Consider the following 18,831-nt stretch of genomic DNA (forward strand, 5'->3'; position numbering starts at 1 on the left):
CATCTGGCGCCTGTTTCAAGGACTAGGCTTTTGCACTTTCGCGCGCGCCGATGCGTTCCATGAAGGCGGCGATGTTCTTGCATTCCGGATTGGGCGGCTGACCAATCATGCTGCCAAAGGCGAGGAAGCAATAGGCGAACAGATCAGCGAAAGAGAATTGGTTGCCAACGATATATTCCTTGCCTTCAAGCTGCTTATCCAGAAAGGCAATATTATCCTGAGCAACCGCTTTCAGCCCGTCAGCGGCTTCAGGGATGACGCGAATGCGTGGTTCAAACAATGGCAGGCCCTCAGCATAGCGAAAGCCATTGATCATTGGCTCGACAATGTTGAGATCACACCAGCGGGTCCAGCGCCGAACCTGAGCGCGCTCTTTCGCTGTGTCGCCGAAGAGGCTGTGACCATGTGTGGTCTCATCGAGGAATTCGCAGATGACCGTGACTTCTGTGATGACCGACCCGTCGTCGAGTTCCAGGGCAGGCATCTGCCCGGCGGGATTGATTTGCTTATAGGGTTCACGACGGTTCTCGCCGCCCTGAAGGTCAACTTCGACCGTCGGGATTTCAATGTCGCGCTCCGCCATGAACATGCGTACGACCTGTGGGTTCGGTCCCATCGAATTATAGAATTGCATTGTGTCCTCCCGATATATTTTTTTCGACGAAAACAGAGACGACGCTGGGGAAGGCAAGCAAGTTCAGGCTTTTGTCCGGGATCTCCAGTTTTTGACGGCTTTTGCATCATCCAGATCAATGCGTTGCTCAAGATAGGCAATCGACTGTCTGTGCAGATTGGCTCTGACGTCGGCAAGCGCGTGTTCTGTTGACCAGCGTACATTCTGAAAAGGGGCTGAGGTCGAAATGCCTTTGCGCATTCCGAATAACCAGAAACCACCATCGTCTGCCGGCCCGAAGACTGCGTGATGCGTCTGAAGGGCTTTCAACGTCTCCAGAAGGTCAATCTTCTTCAGGTCGGGTTGATCGGTGCCAAGGAATATCACCTTTCCCAGGGGTGCCGCGTCGAATGCACGGGTCATTCGGTCGCCGAGATTGCCGGAGCCTTGAGGGAGTCGGTCTATTGAATTGGGCCAGGCAGGCTGACGGCTCCAGACGGCAAGGTCTGGAGCAACCATCAAAACGGTATGCCATCGTGGAGACTTTGCATTTCGCAACACGCGTGACGTGGCCATGGCGTTCAGCCTTTGCGCTTCGACGCGCCCAATATCGCGGGCAAGGCGCGTTTTGGCTTGTCCCATGCGATTTGGCTTTGCGAAAATGAAGAGCGTGTTCGAAGGCATTCATGCAGCTGCGCTGGTTTGCCCTGGAAGATCAAGGCTGGCGTGCGTGCTCGCGTCCGATTTCACCGAGATGTGTATGGCGAAAGCCCGTCATATACTTCAGCCCATAGCCGAGGGCGCGGTCAAAGCCGATATGGGCGAACCAGATCAGTACAAGGGGCAGAAGTGCGGTCTGTCCTGATAGCCAGAGGCCGATAAGCGCACATATTGGTCCGACATAACTATGTGCAAGATTGTAGAAAACGGCGCCAGTCCGTGGGCCCATGAGATAGCCCAGCAATGACAGGTCCGGCACAAGGAAGAGGGCTGCGAACCAGATCCAGTTTCCGCCTGATTGCCAGTACGACAGCGTCGATATTGCCAGCACAAACAGGCCTTCCAGGCGCAACCAGATCATTCCATTTCCTTTTCTAAAAATGAATGATGAATGGATTGAAAAATATTTACAAGGGAATTCGTGCTGGGAATCGATGGTGGCAGTAAGACTCTATCGATACGCCTTTGCCAGTTTCTCCGGCGATGCGCCGAGATAGTAACGCAAAAGCAGGAATGCGTTCTTGTAAGCGCGCTTACGCCAGCCATCGCGCTCATATTTGTGTGCGGATGTGAAAGCGCGTGCCGATAAGTGTTTCAGCTGATTCTTGCCGATCCTGCGAACCAGATCGACATCCTCCATCAACGGTTGGTCCGAATATCCACCGAGTTCTTGATAGAGCTTTCTGGAAATCAGAAGTCCCTGATCACCATAGGGGAGGCCGAGCATGCGTGCTCGTTTATTGGCGCGTTTTTCCAGCCAGCGCGCTTCCGCTGCATCGCTGCGATAGGCCAGCTGGAAAGCGCCCGCGCAATCCGGCGCGCTCTGTATGTGGGACCAGACCACATCCGGCCAATTGCTCTCTAACTGTGTGTCCGCATGGAGGAACAGGAACCAGTCGCCTTTTGCATTTCGCGCACCGGTTCGAAGCTGACGGCCCCGTCCGACCGGACTTTTGAGAATACGTGCACCGGCTTCAAAAGCGGGAAGGATTGTCTGATCCGTCGAGTCTCCATCCGCAATGATGACTTCCCGGATCAGCGAGGCGGTCAGCCCCGCGCCGAGTGATGCCATGCAGGCCTGGATTTCGGCCTCGGCGTTGAGCGTCGGGATGATAATGGATAGCGGCGCAGGCATGTGTGTGATCGCTCGGGATACAGAAAACGTTATGGTCGTTTGTCTGGCGCGATTCCCAGTTTTTTCATCTCAAGCAAAATCTGTTGCAAATCCTGCCAGGCCCGCGCTTTCTCTGCGGGGCGGCGTAACAGATAGGCTGGATGAAAGATGGGGAATAGCGGAACCTTCTGTGCGCTATCGGGAAGCATGAAATCGTATTTCTTGCCGCGTAGCTTCATGATGCCGTCATTGACATCCAGCAGCGCTTTTGCCGGGACTGCGCCTGTCACAATGATCAGCTTTGGCTTCTTCAGCGCGATATGCCGATCCACAAACGGGCGGCACATGGCCAGCTCATCGTCCGTTGGGTTTCGGTTGCCCGGCGGGCGCCAGAAATTCACATTGGTGATGTAAGCGTTGGTCTCACGAGACAGTCCGATGCTTGCCAGCATGCGATCCAGCAAATGGCCTGCTTTGCCCACAAACGGAATGCCTTGCTCGTCCTCATCCCGGCCCGGACCTTCGCCAATGACCATGACATCTGCATCAACAGCGCCATCCGCGAAGACGGTGTGTTGAGCGAGCATTTTCAATTCGCATCCGTCAAACCGCGTCAAAGCATCCTGCAGCGCTTCGAGTGTATCGGCAGCGCCAGCAAGCGCTTTTGCCTTTGCGACGTGATCGGGTTCCGCCTTCTTTCTGGCGGTCGTGCCGCCACCGTGCAGCTGCGTAACCGGTGCAGCCTGATTCGCATTGCGGATCAGCTTTTCGATCTCTTTGCGATCCACATGCACGCCTGCGCCTTCCCACCAGTCGGTGAGGGCGTCGAGCGCTGTTTTGTGGTCAGATGTGATCATTGGCATTGCGCGCAGAGCCTATATGGATCGTTCGCAATATGAAAGCGAATGTCGCGTGGTTGTTCACGAAGGCGAGGGCAGTAACGACGTGTTGTCAGTCTTGGGCTGTTTTGCGGTCCCTGAGTGCAACGCCAGAGAAAGAAAATCTCCGAAATCGTCATTCTTTCTATTTCTCTGATTTCGGGGCTGACTTGTGCGCTGAAGGCAAGAATTTTGAATATTCGCGCATTTTTTTGCCGAAAATAGTGTAGTTGGCTCTACTTTCACGTGCTTATGCGTCGAAAGGTCCTTTAGACTTTCGTCAAGTCACGCTAAGTGACTGTCAGGTACCTGTAATTTTGCACCTCGGGGAGATAAAAGCATGGCGTCAGACGCTGTCGAACGCGAATCCATGGAAGTCGATGTGCTGATCATTGGCGGCGGACCAGCTGGTCTGTCGGCTGCGATCCGCTTGATGCAGCTCGCTCAGGAAAAGGGCGAGGAACTTTCTGTAATCCTGATTGAAAAAGGCGGCGAGATCGGCGCTCACATTCTGTCTGGTGTCGTTATGGACCCGGTCGGTCTGGACACGCTGATTCCAGATTGGCGTACGAGCGATGATCGTCCTCTGAAAACTGAGGTTACGGGCGACAAGTTCAAATATCTTGGTCCAAGCGGTGTGTTCGACATCTCCTGGCTGCCAATGCCTGGCTTCATGAAGAACCACGGCAATTTCACCGGCTCTCTGGCAAATGTCTGCCGCTGGCTTGGTGCGCAAGCTGAAGAGATGGGCGTTGAGATCTTCCCGGGCTTTGCGGCTTCCGAGCTTGTTTACGGCGAGAATGGTGAAGTCAAAGGCGTCGTTGCCGGTGTTCAGGGACTGGATGCAGAGGGCAATCAAAAGCCGGATTTTGAGCCAGGCATGGAACTGCTCGGCAAGTATGTTCTGTTCGCAGAAGGTACGCGCGGCTCTCTGACCAAACAGCTCATCCGCCAGTTCGAACTTGATAAAGACAGCGATCCGCAGAAATACGGTATTGGTCTCAAGGAAGTCTGGTCGGTTCCGGAAGAGAATTTCGACGAAGGTTATGTTCAGCACACGCTGGGCTGGCCACTCGATGACAAGACGGGCGGCGGCAGCTTCCTCTATCACTTCCGTGACAATGGCGAGCCATTCGTGTCGCTCGGTTTCGTGGTTCACCTGAACTATCAGAACCCTTATCTTGCGCCTTATCAGGAATTCCAGCGCTGGAAGCACCACCCGGAAGTTCTGAAATATATCGAAGGTGGCAAGCGCGTTGCTTATGGCGCACGTGCGATCACCGAAGGTGGCTGGCAGTCTGTGCCGAAGCTCACTTTCCCGGGCGGCGCGCTGATTGGCTGTTCTGCAGGTTTTGTGAACGTGCCTCGGATCAAAGGCTCTCACAATGCGATCCTGACCGGCATGATGGGCGCCGAAGCTGCGTTCAACGCCCTTCAGGAAGGTCGTTCAGGCGACCAGCTCTTCGAATACGAAGAAGCTTACAAGGAATCGAGCGTTTATAACGAGCTGAAGCTGGTTCGAAACGTGAAGCCATTGCTGTCGAAATTCGGCACCATTATCGGTACCGGTCTCGGCGGTGTTGAGATGTGGCTCAACCAGATCATTGGCTGGTCGCCTTTCGGTACGATGTCTCACGACAAGACCGACGCTGCATCTCTGAAGCCAGCGTCCAAGTTCAAGCCGATCGATTATCCAAAGCCCGATGGTGTGATCAGCTTCGACAAGCTGACGAACGTGTCGTTCACCAACACTTACCACGCTGAAGATCAGCCATGTCACCTGAAGGTGAAAGACATGGATCTCCAGAAAGCATCAGAGCTTGGTGTCTTTGATGGTCCATCTGCGCGTTACTGCCCGGCGGGCGTGTATGAGTGGGTCGAAGACACGAATGGTGAGAAGAAATTCCAGATCAACTCGCAGAACTGCATTCACTGCAAGACCTGCGATATCAAGGACCCGAACCAGAACATCAACTGGGAAACACCGGAAGGTGGCGGCGGTCCGGCATATCCGAACACCTGATCTGCAGCGCAGACTGAATGGGAAGGCGGCTTGTTTGAGCCGCCTTTTCTGAATGTGGCGACATCCTGAACGTATAAGTTGCGCAATCAACGCGATATTCTTTGCAGTCTTCCGGCGTGCGCCGGACTAAACTGCAGTTTGTGATGAAGCGTGACGAAAATACGTTTGTAATTTTGGTTCAATACTTCCAGACTTCCATGATGAAGAAATTTCTTGCGTTCAGTATTGCCGGGGCGGCCTGTGCCTTTGTCGCCGGTTGCATGACACCGTCAGCGACAGCTCCAGGCGAAGTCTTTTTACCGCCGCCGCCGGAAGCAAAGCAGTATTCTGACTTTCTGATCGGGCGATATGCCTATCTGAACCAAAATCCAGCGCTTGCAGCCGAGACCGCATCACGTGCTGCCAAGCGCGATCCTGAGGATGGTTTTCTGCTGGAGCGCGCGGTTCTGTTTTCGCTGCTTGCCGGTGAAACCAATGATGCTGTGCGTCTGGCCAAAACAGGCCAGTCCAAAGCCGATAAGCTTCAGGCGGTCACGAGGCTGACTCTCGCCTCCGATTATTTCCGTCGCGAACGATATGAAGACGCGCGGGAGATCCTCTCCACCGACAATTTCGATCTTTATAACCGCGTTGTTTCCCGCTCTATGTCCGCATGGGCTGCGGTCGGTATGGATGAGAGTGAGGCTGCTCGGACGCATGTCATTGAGGCATTGATCGGTGATGACGTTCTGGACGGCGTGAACCTCTTCATGCTGGCGTTTATTCAGCAATCCATGGGAGAGGAAGAGGACGCGATCGAAACCTTCTGGACGGTCTGGAATGAACGGATGCGCCTCGCGATTGCGTGTGAGCAATTCGCGCGCACGCTGGCTGCAAATGGCGACACCGAAGCGGCGCTTGTTCTGACCGAGCAGTTTCGAAATGAAATCGGCCCGAACCCGGCCATCGACAGCCTTCGTGAGGACATCCTTGCAGGCAAGACAATCAAGGCCAAACCGGTATCTGCGCGGACGGGCGCAAGTCTTTCCATCTATGCGCTCGCGGCAGCGCTGGCAGCCGAAACGCGCGAAGACGACATTGCGAGCGCATATTTCGAGCTGGCACTTTTCATCAATCCGGATCTCGATCTTGCCCGGACCATGCTTGGCAATACGCTTGATCAGGCCGGTCGCCGCGAAGAAGCGGTCTATGTGCTGGACGATATCAAGCCAAGCTCGCCTTTCTATGCGACATCGAGAGGGCAGCTCGCCTGGGTGCTCATGCGCCTTGATCGTGACGCTGAGGCGATCGAAACCGCGCAGGAGGCCTTCGACAAAACCGGTGATCGTGACCTCGCAATTCAGATTGGCGACCTGAATAGGGCACAGGAAAACTATGACGCGGCATATCGCTGGTTCAACAAGGTTGTAACCGAGGACGAGCAGGCCGGACGAGAAGATTGGCGTGCATATTACGCACGTGGGCTCGCTCATGATGCACTCGATCGGTGGCCGGATGCCGAGCGTGACTTGCGGCGTTCGCTCGATATCAAGCCGGATCAGCCGCAAGTGCTGAACTATCTTGGCTATTCCTGGGTTGATCGCGGCGAAAACCTCGAAGAGGCGTTCAATCTCATCCAGCAAGCCGTCGCGCTTAGCCCGCAATCTGGCTTCATCGTCGATAGTCTTGGCTGGGCACACTACAAGATGGGCCAATATGACGAGGCAGTGACGTATCTGGAGCGCGCTGTCGGTCTGGCTGCCAATGATCCGATCCTAAATGATCACCTGGGCGATGCATACTGGCGGGCCGGAAAAGAGCTTCAGGCACGTTTCCAATGGGAACACGCGCTCAATCTCAACCCGACGGATGAAGATGCAGAGAAAATCCGGCTGAAACTTGAACATGGTCTGGATCCGCTGAGCGATAAAGCACAGAAGCTCGTTGAAACGGACGTCAACGCTGAGACCAGTGTTCAGTAGACGCCATAGAGGTCGACATGTTTGCGATTCATGCACCGGCGAAGGTGAACCTGTATCTCCATGTTGGGCCGCCAGGGGATGACGGGCGTCATCCGCTGGATAGTCTGGTCGTTTTTGCCGACGCACGTGCAGCAGACCGCATTGTTTTTGCGCCGTCTTCCGAACCCTCTCTCACATTTCAGATTTCGAACGGGTCGAATGAAGTGCTTGAGCCGGATGAGAGCAATCTGGTTCTCCGCGCTGTCCGGGCACTCGAGGCAGCAAGCGGTGTGAGGGTATCAGGCACGCTGACATTGGAAAAGCACCTCCCGATAGCTGCGGGGATTGGCGGGGGCTCTGCTGATGCAGCCGCTGTTCTGTTGATGTTGAATGCCGGTCTGTCGCTCGGATTTGATCGCAAGCAGCTGATGGAGATAGCTGTTCCGTTGGGGGGTGATGTGCCCGCTTGCGTGGCTGGTGAGCCGGTGCTGATGCGAGGCGATGGCGATCGGGTCGAGCCATTAAAGGCACCGCATCCCGTCCTGCCTGCGCTCATTTTCTGGCCGGGGCTTGCCTGTCCGACCGGGCCTGTTTTCCGCAAGTATGACGCGATGGGGCCACGTGCGGATTTCGCTGAGACGGCGCCGCCCGAATTTCTTGATCCAATGACTTATGCTGCGCAGCTTTCAGCATATTATCAGAACGACCTTGAAGCGCCGGCCTGTGCGCTCATTCCCGAGATTTCAGATGTGTTGTCAGCGCTCCGAGCAACTGAAGGCCAGAGCATGACGGCGCTTTCCGGGTCCGGTGCGACCTGTTTTGCGATCTACGACACGGAAATGTCGGCGCGGTCGGCTGCTTTCGAAATGGAGCGGCGTTTTCCGGCTGGACGCGCTTTCATCACACAGCTTGGCGCTGCGGGGTTTGACCCTGAAGGGTTCTCACTTTAATCGATTGTATTAATCGGGAGAGACAAAGCATGAGTGAACTGTGGCCAGCATTGGGACTTGCTGTTCTTGCATGCTGCGTTGCTGCGCTCATTGGCCGGTTCTTGCTCTGGAAGGGACCGAGAGACCATCCGGATGGCGGGCGCAAATCACAGGCTCAGGCCATGCCGACATCGGGCGGACTGGCTGTTTTCTTTGCGGTTTTGCCGCTAAGTCTGGTTATGTTGCTGATCTCGGATGATTGGCTTTCCTTCACCTATATCGCGCTGTTTGCATCCTGTATTTACATGCTGGTGATGGGGCTTTGGGACGATCTTGCGACTCTGCCGGCACTGCCGAAACTGGCGGCTCAGCTCATTATTGCCCTCGGCATTACGATGGTCGGAATACGGGTCGAGTTTATTGATCTTGGTCGGCATTATATCGAGCTTGGCGTCATCGCCGGGGTGCTTGGCTCGGCCGCCTGGCTCGTTGTCGTCACGAATGCCGTCAATTTCATGGATGGATCTGACGGCCTGGCGATGGGGTCCTGCGCCATGATTTCCGCAGGATTGGCTCTGCTGGCCAGTCTGACAGGCATCTGGGATGTGGCAACACTGGCCATGATTTTGTGTGGCGGGCTGTTGGGACTTCTCTTCTGGAACGGACGAGGCAAACTGTTCGCAGGAGATACAGGGGCGCTTTTTGTCGGGTTCTATCTCGCCGCGCTTACGCTCATCTGGGTTAGCCGACTTGAAACATCGGTGTGGATTGCGCCGGCGCTCTTCATTGGCTTTCTGAGCGATGTCCTGCTGACCCTCATCTGGCGCTATAAGCACAAGCGCAATCTGCTGCAGCCGCATCGCGAACATATTTTTCAGCTGATGATAAAAGCGGGTACCAGCCACGCGCTGACTGCCTGGATATATGCCTGGATTGCCATGCACGGTATTTTGATCGCGGGCATCTCCTTCGCATTACCGCGTGGGACGGCGATGGTTGGCTTCTTCCTGTTGCTGGCAATTTTGTATTTTATCAGCCGGAAAATCCGCCGCTCAGCGATCGAGCACGGTTACCTTGTACCCTAGCAGTATCGGTAGGATCAGTAGGCGCGCTCGACGCAGAAGTCGGCAAGATCAGCCAGCGCATCAATGAATTCTGATGGCGGAAGTGCCTTCATCGCTTTCTTGGCGATCGCGATATAGGAGCGTGCCTCTGCGAACGTGTCCTCAGCGGCGCCTGTGGAGCGGATCAGATGGATTGCGTGTGTCAGGTCTTCGTCTTTTTGCGTGTCAGGGTTCAGCGCGCGATCCCAGAATGCCTTGTCTTCGGCATTGCCGCGGCGGCGAGCAATGACGACAGGCAGCGTGATCTTGCATTCGCGGAAGTCGTCCCCGACGGATTTGCCGATTACGGCTGTTGTGCCGCCATAGTCGAGGGCATCGTCGACCAGCTGAAAGGCGAGGCCGAGGTTCTTGCCATAGGTTGCGAAGGCGGCAATCGCATCATCGTCAGCGTCTGCGCAAACAGCGCCGGAGCGCGCGGCTGCTTCAAACAGTGCGGCGGTCTTGGCTTCGATGATGGAGAGATAGTCTTCGGTTGGCAGATCCAGTCGGCCCTGAACTGCAAGTTGGTGAACCTCACCCTCGGCAATCACAGTGGATGCATTGGACAGGATATCGAGAACGGGCAGGCGGCCTGTTTCGACCATCAGCGTGAAAGCACGCGCAAAAAGGAAGTCGCCAACCAGAATGCTGGCGGAGTTGCCCCAGATGTTCTTTGCGGCCTGCTTGCCGCGGCGCAGATCCGATTCATCGACAACGTCATCGTGGAGCAGCGTGGCTGTGTGGATGAATTCCACCGCTGTCGCCAGACAATGCACTGGCTCCATGTCAGTCGCGCCGCAAGCGCGCGCAACCGCGAGGGTAATGAGTGGGCGCAAACGCTTTCCACCAGCTGATACGATGTAGCCGGAAAGATTGGGAATGACAGATACAGGACTTGCAGAGCGCGACTCGAGAAGTGCTTCCACTGCCGCGACGTCTTCACTCAGCAAATTGCTGAGAGTCTGAAATGCACCGGCGGTCTTCGCTGGTTTCGTATTAGCTTCCAAGGTCACACCCTTTCAAACACATATGTTCAATATGGATCAATCGGGCGTAAGTGAAGTGCTGAACATGCATTCAACGTAACTGCGCCGCATTTGCCCTCATTTCGAGATTTAAAAGAGATTTGTCCAGTCCCGAAACAAGGTTATGCGATGAATTGAAGCGAATTTTCTTGTGTCGGCAACGGACTGTCCCACATTTCACACAGGAAAATTGATCCTGATTAAAGGTGGCCCGTATGGTTGAGCTGTATCGCACCAACAATATGATCGAACTTTCTTTTCTGGAATCACTCCTGAGCGATGCAGGTATCGACTATGTCATCACCGACCAGTTTACGTCGGTTGTGGAAGGCTCAATCGGCGCGATCCAGCGGCGGGTCCTGATCAATGAAGCTGATGAAATGAGCGCACGTAACCTCCTCAAGGAGCTCGACCGTTGAGTGATTCAGACGTCACAGAAGACTGGTTGCTGAACGAACAGGTCCGACTCTTCCAGCCGAAAAAAGGATACCGGGCCGGGCTCGATGCCATTTTGCTCGCGGCGAGCCTTGATGGCCGACCTGGCGAGCATTTCCTCGAACTGGGCTGCGGGGCAGGCGGCGCTTTGTTTCCATCGGCGCACCGCTTGCTGGAGGCTCGTTTTACCGGGGTGGAGCGCGTGCCTCTTATGGTGGCGCTGGCAAAGCGGGGAATTGAGGCCAACCGGTTCTCGGACCGGGTGAATGTGGTTGAGGCGGATATCAGCCAGCTGCCGAAGGACTGGGAGAACGGTTTCGATCAGGTGTTTTCAAATCCACCTTATTTTGAACCGGGACGTATTCAGGCACCGCATGAAGGACGCAGTCACGCTTATATGGCGGATGTGTCGCTCGCAGACTGGCTGAAGGCCATGTTGCATGCTGCTAAACCCAAGGGGCGGATCACGATTATACATCGCGGCGGTGCGCTTGGCGATATTCTCAGTTATCTGATGAGCCGAACCGGTCAGATTGAAGTCTACCCGATCCGGTCTGCACCGGGAGAAGCCGCAAAACGGGTGATTGTCACCGCGCGTAAAGGTCTTCGCCGCGGAGACATTGTTTTGCATGACGGCATGAACATGTATCCCAGCCGCGGAACGACGACATATACCGATGAAGCCAAGCGTATTCTGAACGGCGGACCACTGAACTGGTAAGGTATTTGCGTCTTTCGTGGGTTTCCAATGAAAAAGGCACGCCGAGGCGTGCCTTTCCTGTTTGCCGCTTCCCTTCGGCTATTTAGATCGAAGTCAGAATGTCCTTCGCAGCTGCATGGCATTTCTCGATTTCATGATCGAGACCCACACAGATGCGTGTCCATTCCGGTTTCTCCGACCAACGCGCCCCCACGACGCGTACACCTTTCTCCAGCATTTTCGCTGCAAATTCGGCGTTGTTCATGCCCAGATCCATATAGATGAAGCTGCCTTGTGGATTTTCCGCGATTGGACGGCCAAGGTCTTTGGCCATCGCAATCAGCTTTTCACGGCCGAGCTTCGTTTTCAGGCGCATTTCTTCAAAATAGGCGGTATCAGCTAGCGCTGCTGACGCTGCAACAATGCCGAGCTTGTTGACGTTTGAAAGGTGGCCATAGCCCATCATCTCATTGCGCATGTCGGTTGGCAGTAATGCATAGCCGACACGTTGCCCCGCCATGGCGTAGATTTTTGAGAAGGTGCGCGCGACAATGACCGGGCGTCCCATTCTGACATATTTCGTCATGACACCAGCTGGAAAGTCGTCTGCCATGTCGAGATAGGCTTCGTCGACAAACACGGGCACCTTGGCTGAAAATTCGTCCATAAAGGCGTCGAGTTCAGCCGGGTCCATGGTTTTGCCGGTCGGATTGTTCGGGTTGCAAAGATAAACACAAGTGCCTGGCTTCACCTGCGCGGCAATGGCTTCCAGGTCATATCCGAGATCAGGCTTGGTTGGGGTATAGGAAACCGGAACGCCAAAGGCCTCAGCGACGCGTGGAACGCCTTCATAGGTCAGCGCCGATGTGATGATCGTTTTGTCATTCTGCTTGGCCCAGAGTGAGAAGGTCGCCAGCAAAGGAGTGGAGCCATTTGCGATGATGACTTCATCCGGCGAGACATCTTCCTTCGCCGCAATCTGCTCGCCCAGTTTCACAAGGCTTGGGTAGGTGTAGCGGTAAATGTTTCCAAGCTCGCCTTTCATTGCCTCAATGGCCTTTGGAGACGGACCGAAAGGGTTCTCATTGGATGACAGAATGGCCAGCGCGTCTTTGTCGGGTTCACCGATCGCATCAGCCGCTTCCGCGCTCTGCTGCGCGCATGCTGAAATAAAACCGGCAGCGCTCATCGCGCTTGCCCCCAGACCGGCCATTTTCAGCCAGTTGCGTCGAGACAGGTTTTGGGGTTCCTCAAGAAGTGAATCTGACATCACGTATACCTCAGCTTGCGTCAGGCGGGTGGTGCAATCGAAAACCCGCATCCTTGAGGTATTGCCTGCCGAAAACTCGCGTTTTGCAAGAGGAAGTGACCTTTCGCCGTGCGGAGTTCTGAAAACCGTTCATCCTTACAGCATGTGTGCTTATTCCTGAGGCGTTATCTTAATCTCTCAAGCAGCGAGAATTGCAGATCAGTGCGGGGACGTGGCGGGCCAGATATCCGTTCAGAAAAGAAGCCGAAATGTGCGCTTGTTTCGCCGGGCAGCTTTGGCTAGTTTCGCGCGACTTAAGGAAAGCCGGACATGACCATCAAGACAGCTGCCAAACCCAAAGGTTTTCAGGATATCATTCTGACGCTCCAGAACTACTGGGCGGATAAGGGCTGCGCGGTCCTGCAGCCTTATGACATGGAAGTCGGCGCTGGTACGCTGCACCCTGCAACTGTGTTGCGCGCACTTGGCCCAAAGCCGTGGAATGTCGCTTACGCTCAACCATCGCGCCGACCAGCTGATGCGCGCTATGGTGAGAACCCGAACCGTCTCGGCCATTATTATCAGTTTCAGGTCATTCTGAAGCCAAATCCGATCAATCTTCAGGACCTCTATCTGGAAAGTCTCTACGCGATCGGCATTGATCCGATGGTGCACGATATCCGCTTTGTTGAAGATGACTGGGAAAACCCGACGGTTGGCGCCTGGGGGCTTGGCTGGGAAGTCTGGTGTGACGGGATGGAAGTCAGCCAGTACACCTATTTCCAACAGGTCGGCGGCCTGGATGTGCGTCCTGTTTCCGGCGAGCTGACTTATGGCCTGGAACGCCTCGCCATGTATGTGTTTGGCGTTGATAATGTGTATGAGCTGCCGTTCAATGATCCGGACAGTGCATATCCGCTGACATATGGCGATGTGTTCCTGGAGAATGAACGCCAGCAGTCTGCCTTCAATTTCGAACATTCCGATGTCGATATGCTGAAGCGCTGGTTTGCCGATTGTGAAAGCCAGTCCACTTCATTGCGTGAAGCGGGCAAACCTCTGCCAGCCTATGACTATGCGCTGAAAGCATCACATACGTTCAACCTGATTGATGCGCGCGGTGCGATCAGCCCGACTGAGCGTCAGGCCTTTATCGCTCGCGTGCGTGATCTCGCGCGCGGTGCCGCGGAACTCTGGGCAAAGCAGGAAGAGGAGCGTGCTGCTTAGCCCCTATAATAGTGTGGGTTAGCAGATGCGGCGTCAGACATGCTGCACATTAATGACGCGATCCAAATTCAGGACTGGGAACTGACCGAGAGTTTCACAACGTCCTCCGGGCCTGGCGGTCAGAACGTCAATAAGGTCGCAACCGCCGTCGAGTTGCGGTTTGAGGCAGAGCGCAGTCCAAGCCTCCCTGATCCCGTAAAACGTCGTCTCAAACGCATTGCGGGTCGCAAATGGACCGACGATGGCGCGCTGATCCTGAAAGTACAGGATACGCGAAGTCAGGCACGCAATCGGGAGATCGCACGCGAACGTCTGACGGAAATGATTGAGAAGGCTTTGATTGCACCAAAGCGGCGCATTCCAACCCGGCCGTCAAAGTCGGCGCAGCGGAAGCGTATGGATAAGAAAACCCAGCGCGGGCAGGTCAAGTCTCTGCGCGGCAAGGTCGACCCCGGTGAAGCGTAGTCGTCAGGCATGCAGAGAGCCCCGGCACGTCCCACTTGCCGGGGCTATAAGCTTAGCGTTGAATTTCGAACTGAAGAAGCGAATCGTCTTTCGGTTCAAGATCGGCTTTTTTACGCTCGCACGATTTGAAATCCTGAATCTCGAAATTGCCGAGTTTGGTGCAGACAGGATCTTTCTTGTACTTGGATTTCTGGCATTTCTTGAAATCCTGAATTTCAAAATTTCCAAGTTTGTCGCAATCCGGTTTGTGCACCTTCATTTTCTGCGCGGTTCGAATTTCAGTCTTTTCAACTTCCTTTACGGCTTGAGCCGATGCCGGAATAGCAAACGCGCAAACAAGCGCGGGAATGACAGTTTTCATCATTGCGTGGTCCTCCATTTACCCATGTCTTTGAGACCACGTTGAAGACTCTATATCAACCCAAAATTGCAGTTTCGCTGAGCGCTGAAGGCCTACCTATCGATACGCCTGACAGGCATAGCTGATATGCTCGCGTTCCTTTGATTGCACGAAATGATTGTAACGGCCAATCAGCTCTTTGAGCTCTTTTTCCGAGACACCCAGCCTTTGAGCCTGAACGGTTTCCACGTCGTCCCAGGCATGTTCACCGCTTTCAGCTTCACGCCATACCTTCTGTGAGACGAAATAGGCCTCAGCGACATTGGGGCTCAGCTGCTTTTCCATTTCGTCGGCGCTGCATCCGCAAAAACCGGCGGAATTTCCAAAGCTCATACACTCGGCAATGACGACATCGCGAAACCTGGTGGCGGCGTCCACGCCTGCCGAGCCGGCAAGGGCAGGGTGGTTATCCGGATCGGTGACTTCCGGCGGTGCAGGCGCGGTGGGAATTGCGGCCATCTCTGCTTCATAGGCAGCGGCCTGTGCATCGGCTTCCGCGTTCAGACGTGTGGCTTCATTTTCCGCCTGTTCCATTTCGGCTTCTTTTTCGCTTGAGACGCAATTGGCGGGGAGGTCACCCAGAAGGCTCATTTCTTCTGAAATCGCCATGAATGTCATCGGGTCTGCTGACGCAATGCGGGCGGCGGCGGCTTTGTCGCCAAAGCTCTGTGCCATCAGATCTGCGAGAGTTTCTGTCTGCGCGGCGCTCAAATCAGCTGCGTTTTCGTCAAAGCCATCGCTGACGCATGCGCAATCGAGCGCGTCCAGTGATGCATTGGCCTCGCAGGCTGTTCGTACGGTTTCGTTCGCAGATGCTGTTGTTCCGACAACGGCGAGCCCGAGGCCTGCTAAAATCGCGTAAATCGTCTGTTTCATTGGTTCGCTCCCACACCGCATTTCGATCTATTCTTTCAAACGCATTCAAGGATGAAAAGCGGACGCAGGGTTTTAAATGAACGGAAAATGAAAACATCGCCTGCGCATCGTTCAGACAAGTGCTGCCAGTATTGCTGAAACGCGCAGATGGTGGAGGGCCAGCATGTGGAAATGGATGTCTTGCGCAGGATCGAGTCTTTTCACGTTCATTGCGTTGATGGTGGCCGAACCATCTGCAACCGCGAGATTGATGGCGCATGCGCGCTGGATCACGACCGAATTTCAGCGACGGCATGCTGAAACTTTCGAGTTCGCAGATACCCTTGGGCAGCTTTGGCTGCAGTCTGAAAAACTGCGCGCCGCCTGATACAGCCAATCTGTCGCATTTCATCCCTGCATGGCCTTACCAATATTATGGGTATAGCTTCGTTTAACGTAGCAAATTCAAGCTTGGAGGTAGGAATGCAACTGAAGCAGATTGTTTTGAGGCTGGCGCGTAACCCGGGTTTTCCTGAAGGTGATCACGATCAGGGATATGTGATTGTCGCGCCGCTCGACAATGATGCCAGGCTGGACACGGAAGCCTGGCGGGATGTGAAAAAGCACTGCACGGTTCGTCGTTTCCACACCGATGACAGTCTGAAGGCGGACGGTTTTCTCACCCATCGCGGCAGCAATTGGTACTTTCATTATGATGAAGAAAGCGAAGGTCCAGATGAGCCATTATACAAGCTTGCGGACCACCAGATTCTGCACGGATCTTATGTGACCATTGCGCATGGGGATGACGAAGATGCGCTGACCTATCAGATCGACGACATCCGGAATGTTGAGGTCTGACCGAATATCTCGGGCAAAAAGTCTGCCTTGAGCCTTTCCGGCCAGCGGTAGACTCTGCGAGCTGAACCGGCGCTTGCAGCGAGATAGGTATGCGGGGTGAAAATCGTCTAAGATTTTTGCCCCGTATACTTTTGCAGGCGACATCTGACTTGACCCACAGCGCACAGGGCTTATGCCGATCCAGACTGTAATTTTCCGGCGGTGTCATGCCTCAGCTTTTGCTTGAACTCTTTAGTGAAGAAATCCCGGCCCGTATGCAGGCCAAGGCCGAAAGTGATCTCGGTAAAGCCCTGACCGATTCCCTGTCGTCAGCAGGATTGGCCTTCGGTTCGGTGGAAACGCTTTCTGGTCCGCGTCGACTGACCGTGATCATTGAAGACGTGGCGCCGAAATCTCAGGATGTGCGCGAGGAGCGCAAAGGACCGAAAGTCGGCGCGCCAGAGAAAGCTGTAGAGGGCTTCATGCGCGGTGCGGGTCTTAGCTCGATCGATCAGGCTGAGATCAAGTCAGACCCGAAAAAGGGTGATTTCTACGTCGCGATTATCGAAACGCCTGGCCGCAATGCCGAAGACATTATCGCCGAAGCCATTCCGGCCATTATCCGTGGGTTCCACTGGCCGAAGAGCATGCGCTGGGGCTCGGGCGATCTGCGTTGGGTTCGCCCGCTGCAGCGCATCACCTGTCTGTTCGGTGGCAAGGTGGTCCCGTTTGAGGTGGATGGCATATCCTCTGGTGATGAGATTGAAGGCCACCGTGTTCATGGTCGCGGCCCATATACGATTTCTGATGCGCGCGATTATCGCGCGGCGCTGGAAGATGTTGGCCATGTGATGCTGAACCGGGAAGAGCGTCGCGAGACGATTCTTCAGAATGCACGCAAAGTCTGCGCAGATGCCGGATTGGAACTGGTTGAGGATATCGGTCTGCTGGAAGAGGTGACCGGCCTTGCTGAGTGGCCTGTCGTCTTGCTGGGCGAGATGGACCCGGCTTTTCTGGATTTGCCCGAAGAGGTGATCCAGCTGTCCATGCGGGTCCACCAGAAATATTTTGCGGTGCGCGATCCGAAAACCGGCGGCCTGGCGCCGAATTTCGTTGTGGTCGCCAATATTGCTGCGACGGATGGCGGACAGAAGATTGCGCAAGGCAATTCGCGGGTCCTGTCGGCGCGTCTGAACGATGCACGCTTCTTCTGGGACAATGACCTCGCGACATCTCTTGAAGATATGGGGCAGAAGCTTGCAACCATCGATTTCAAGAAAGAACTCGGCACGATTGCGGACAAGGTGGAGCGCGTCGCAAAGCTCGCGCGCGAGCTGGCGCCGAACGTTGGCGCGGATGCGGATGAAGCTGAGCGTGCCGCGCGTCTGTGCAAGTCTGATCTCGTTTCAGAGATGGTTTATGAATTCCCGGAACTTCAGGGCGTCATGGGACGTTATTACGCTCTGAAACAGGGGGAGAGTGTCGCTATCGCCGACGCCATTCGCGATCACTACAAGCCGCAAGGCCCTTCAGATGCCGTGCCAACAGCGCAGGTCAGCATCGCCGTCGCGCTCGCTGACAAGCTCGATACGCTGGTGGGCTTCTGGGCGATCGATGAGAAACCCACCGGCTCTAAAGACCCGTTCGCACTCCGCCGCGCTGCCCTGGGTGTTGTGCGTATCGTGCTGGAGAACGATGTTCGGTTCGGTTTGGAAGACGTTTGTGGTCGGGCCGATATGGGGCTTGCAGACCGTAAGGTAGGTTTCGACGGAAGTGACTGGAGCGACTATGGGGCCAGCCTCATTGTGTTCTTCGCGGATCGTCTGAAGCAGCACATGCGCGACCAGGGCGTGCGTCACGACCTGATTGATGCCGTGTTTGCATTGGGCGAAGATGATCTGGTTGCCATCACCAAACGTGTTGAGGCACTGTCCGGCTTCCTGGAAAGTGAGAATGGCGCCAATCTGCTCGCGGGATACAAGCGCGCGACCAACATTCTCAAAGCAGAAGAGAAAAAAGACGGCAAATCCTACCAAGGACTGGTCAATGAAGCTCTTCTCGCAGAAAAAGAAGAAAAGGACTTGTTCGCCGCCCTGAAAGAAGGCGAAAGTAAGACAGCCGCTGCTTTGCAAACGGAGGATTTCGAGGGTGCAATGGCAGCAATGAGTAATCTACGCGGACCTATCGATGCGTTTTTCGACCGCGTAACAGTGAATGCAGACGATGATGCAGTGCGTCAAAACAGATTGTACCTGCTTTCGAGCATCAAAGATGTGCTCGACCGCGTCGCAGATTTTTCAAAAATTGAAGGTTAG

At 54.9% G+C, this 18,831-nt stretch carries 20 protein-coding genes; 10 read left to right on the forward strand and 10 right to left on the reverse strand.

The features are described 5' to 3' along the window. Window positions 1-22 precede the first annotated feature (22 nt). The 5 genes from ACFQDM_RS04110 to ACFQDM_RS04130 all read right to left on the reverse strand — a co-directional run bounded on the left by ACFQDM_RS04110 (window position 23) and on the right by ACFQDM_RS04130 (window position 3,304). Window positions 23-634, reverse strand: a complete 612-nt coding sequence (locus ACFQDM_RS04110) for a glutathione S-transferase family protein (RefSeq protein WP_377375851.1) — start codon at window positions 632-634, stop codon at window positions 23-25. A gap of 63 nt (window positions 635-697) precedes the next feature. Beyond that, window positions 698-1,297 carry a TIGR04282 family arsenosugar biosynthesis glycosyltransferase gene (locus tag ACFQDM_RS04115; RefSeq protein ID WP_377375853.1) on the reverse strand — a complete coding sequence of 200 codons (600 nt, stop codon included), beginning with the start codon at window positions 1,295-1,297 and terminating at the stop codon, window positions 698-700. A 31-nt stretch (window positions 1,298-1,328) separates the two neighbouring features. Then, window positions 1,329-1,694, reverse strand: a complete 366-nt coding sequence (locus ACFQDM_RS04120; protein ID WP_377375856.1) for a DUF4260 domain-containing protein — start codon at window positions 1,692-1,694, stop codon at window positions 1,329-1,331. A 90-nt stretch (window positions 1,695-1,784) separates the two neighbouring features. Then, window positions 1,785-2,468 carry a TIGR04283 family arsenosugar biosynthesis glycosyltransferase gene (locus ACFQDM_RS04125; RefSeq protein ID WP_377375858.1) on the reverse strand — a complete coding sequence of 228 codons (684 nt, stop codon included), beginning with the start codon at window positions 2,466-2,468 and terminating at the stop codon, window positions 1,785-1,787. A gap of 29 nt (window positions 2,469-2,497) precedes the next feature. Beyond that, a complete protein-coding gene (locus ACFQDM_RS04130) occupies window positions 2,498-3,304 on the reverse strand; it encodes a uracil-DNA glycosylase (RefSeq protein ID WP_377375861.1) in 807 nt (268 codons plus the stop codon). A gap of 361 nt (window positions 3,305-3,665) precedes the next feature. Between ACFQDM_RS04130 and ACFQDM_RS04135 the strand changes: the two genes are divergently transcribed. From ACFQDM_RS04135 to ACFQDM_RS04150, 4 genes are all read left to right on the forward strand, one after another. After that, window positions 3,666-5,348: an electron transfer flavoprotein-ubiquinone oxidoreductase gene (locus tag ACFQDM_RS04135; protein WP_377375863.1), complete on the forward strand. Its 1,683-nt coding sequence runs from the start codon at window positions 3,666-3,668 to the stop codon at window positions 5,346-5,348. Window positions 5,349-5,545: 197 nt separating this feature from the next. Beyond that, window positions 5,546-7,309, forward strand: a complete 1,764-nt coding sequence (locus ACFQDM_RS04140; protein WP_377375866.1) for a tetratricopeptide repeat protein — start codon at window positions 5,546-5,548, stop codon at window positions 7,307-7,309. A gap of 17 nt (window positions 7,310-7,326) precedes the next feature. Next, the gene (locus ACFQDM_RS04145) at window positions 7,327-8,238 is read left to right on the forward strand and encodes a 4-(cytidine 5'-diphospho)-2-C-methyl-D-erythritol kinase (protein ID WP_377375869.1); all 912 of its coding nucleotides are present in this window, start codon (window positions 7,327-7,329) and stop codon (window positions 8,236-8,238) included. A gap of 29 nt (window positions 8,239-8,267) precedes the next feature. Further along, complete coding sequence (locus tag ACFQDM_RS04150; protein WP_377375872.1) at window positions 8,268-9,302, forward strand: glycosyltransferase family 4 protein; 1,035 nt, start codon at window positions 8,268-8,270, stop codon at window positions 9,300-9,302. Between the two features lie 14 nt (window positions 9,303-9,316). Here the strand turns inward: ACFQDM_RS04150 and ACFQDM_RS04155 are convergent, their stop codons facing one another. Then, a complete protein-coding gene (locus ACFQDM_RS04155) occupies window positions 9,317-10,333 on the reverse strand; it encodes a polyprenyl synthetase family protein (RefSeq protein WP_377375874.1) in 1,017 nt (338 codons plus the stop codon). A gap of 227 nt (window positions 10,334-10,560) precedes the next feature. Here ACFQDM_RS04155 and ACFQDM_RS04160 point away from each other — a divergent pair, with 227 nt between their 5' ends. Together ACFQDM_RS04160 and ACFQDM_RS04165 are read left to right on the forward strand one after the other, a co-directional pair. Next, complete coding sequence (locus ACFQDM_RS04160; protein ID WP_377375877.1) at window positions 10,561-10,764, forward strand: putative signal transducing protein; 204 nt, start codon at window positions 10,561-10,563, stop codon at window positions 10,762-10,764. Beyond that, entirely contained in the window at window positions 10,761-11,501 is a 741-nt protein-coding gene (locus tag ACFQDM_RS04165) for a tRNA1(Val) (adenine(37)-N6)-methyltransferase (protein WP_377375880.1), read from the forward strand. Before ACFQDM_RS04160 ends, ACFQDM_RS04165 begins: the two co-directional genes overlap by 4 nt. 82 nt (window positions 11,502-11,583) lie before the next feature. Here the strand turns inward: ACFQDM_RS04165 and ACFQDM_RS04170 are convergent, their stop codons facing one another. Next, the gene (locus ACFQDM_RS04170) at window positions 11,584-12,750 is read right to left on the reverse strand and encodes a pyridoxal phosphate-dependent aminotransferase (RefSeq protein ID WP_377375883.1); all 1,167 of its coding nucleotides are present in this window, start codon (window positions 12,748-12,750) and stop codon (window positions 11,584-11,586) included. Window positions 12,751-13,059: 309 nt separating this feature from the next. On the opposite strand from ACFQDM_RS04170, the gene ACFQDM_RS04175 reads away from it, so the two are divergent. Both ACFQDM_RS04175 and arfB read left to right on the forward strand, forming a co-directional pair. Further along, window positions 13,060-13,956, forward strand: a complete 897-nt coding sequence (locus ACFQDM_RS04175) for a glycine--tRNA ligase subunit alpha (protein ID WP_377375885.1) — start codon at window positions 13,060-13,062, stop codon at window positions 13,954-13,956. A gap of 39 nt (window positions 13,957-13,995) precedes the next feature. Further along, window positions 13,996-14,421, forward strand: coding sequence for an alternative ribosome rescue aminoacyl-tRNA hydrolase ArfB (gene arfB, locus ACFQDM_RS04180; RefSeq protein ID WP_377375888.1), 426 nt, complete (start codon window positions 13,996-13,998; stop codon window positions 14,419-14,421). Window positions 14,422-14,473: 52 nt separating this feature from the next. On the opposite strand, the gene ACFQDM_RS04185 is transcribed toward arfB, so the two are convergent. The 3 genes from ACFQDM_RS04185 to ACFQDM_RS04195 all read right to left on the reverse strand — a co-directional run bounded on the left by ACFQDM_RS04185 (window position 14,474) and on the right by ACFQDM_RS04195 (window position 15,970). After that, window positions 14,474-14,785 carry a hypothetical protein gene (locus tag ACFQDM_RS04185; protein ID WP_377375891.1) on the reverse strand — a complete coding sequence of 104 codons (312 nt, stop codon included), beginning with the start codon at window positions 14,783-14,785 and terminating at the stop codon, window positions 14,474-14,476. A gap of 93 nt (window positions 14,786-14,878) precedes the next feature. Further along, the gene (locus tag ACFQDM_RS04190; RefSeq protein ID WP_377375894.1) at window positions 14,879-15,697 is read right to left on the reverse strand and encodes a hypothetical protein; all 819 of its coding nucleotides are present in this window, start codon (window positions 15,695-15,697) and stop codon (window positions 14,879-14,881) included. 111 nt (window positions 15,698-15,808) lie between these two features. Beyond that, the gene (locus ACFQDM_RS04195; protein ID WP_377375897.1) at window positions 15,809-15,970 is read right to left on the reverse strand and encodes a hypothetical protein; all 162 of its coding nucleotides are present in this window, start codon (window positions 15,968-15,970) and stop codon (window positions 15,809-15,811) included. 189 nt (window positions 15,971-16,159) lie between these two features. Between ACFQDM_RS04195 and ACFQDM_RS04200 the strand changes: the two genes are divergently transcribed. Continuing rightward, on the forward strand, window positions 16,160-16,537 hold the full coding sequence (locus ACFQDM_RS04200) for a hypothetical protein (protein WP_377375899.1): 378 nt from the start codon (window positions 16,160-16,162) through the stop codon (window positions 16,535-16,537). A 206-nt stretch (window positions 16,538-16,743) separates the two neighbouring features. Then, window positions 16,744-18,831 carry a glycine--tRNA ligase subunit beta gene (gene glyS / locus ACFQDM_RS04205; protein WP_377375902.1) on the forward strand — a complete coding sequence of 696 codons (2,088 nt, stop codon included), beginning with the start codon at window positions 16,744-16,746 and terminating at the stop codon, window positions 18,829-18,831.

This window comes from Ponticaulis profundi, assembly GCF_042659465.1.
GTDB classification, from domain to species: domain Bacteria; phylum Pseudomonadota; class Alphaproteobacteria; order Caulobacterales; family Hyphomonadaceae; genus Ponticaulis; species Ponticaulis profundi.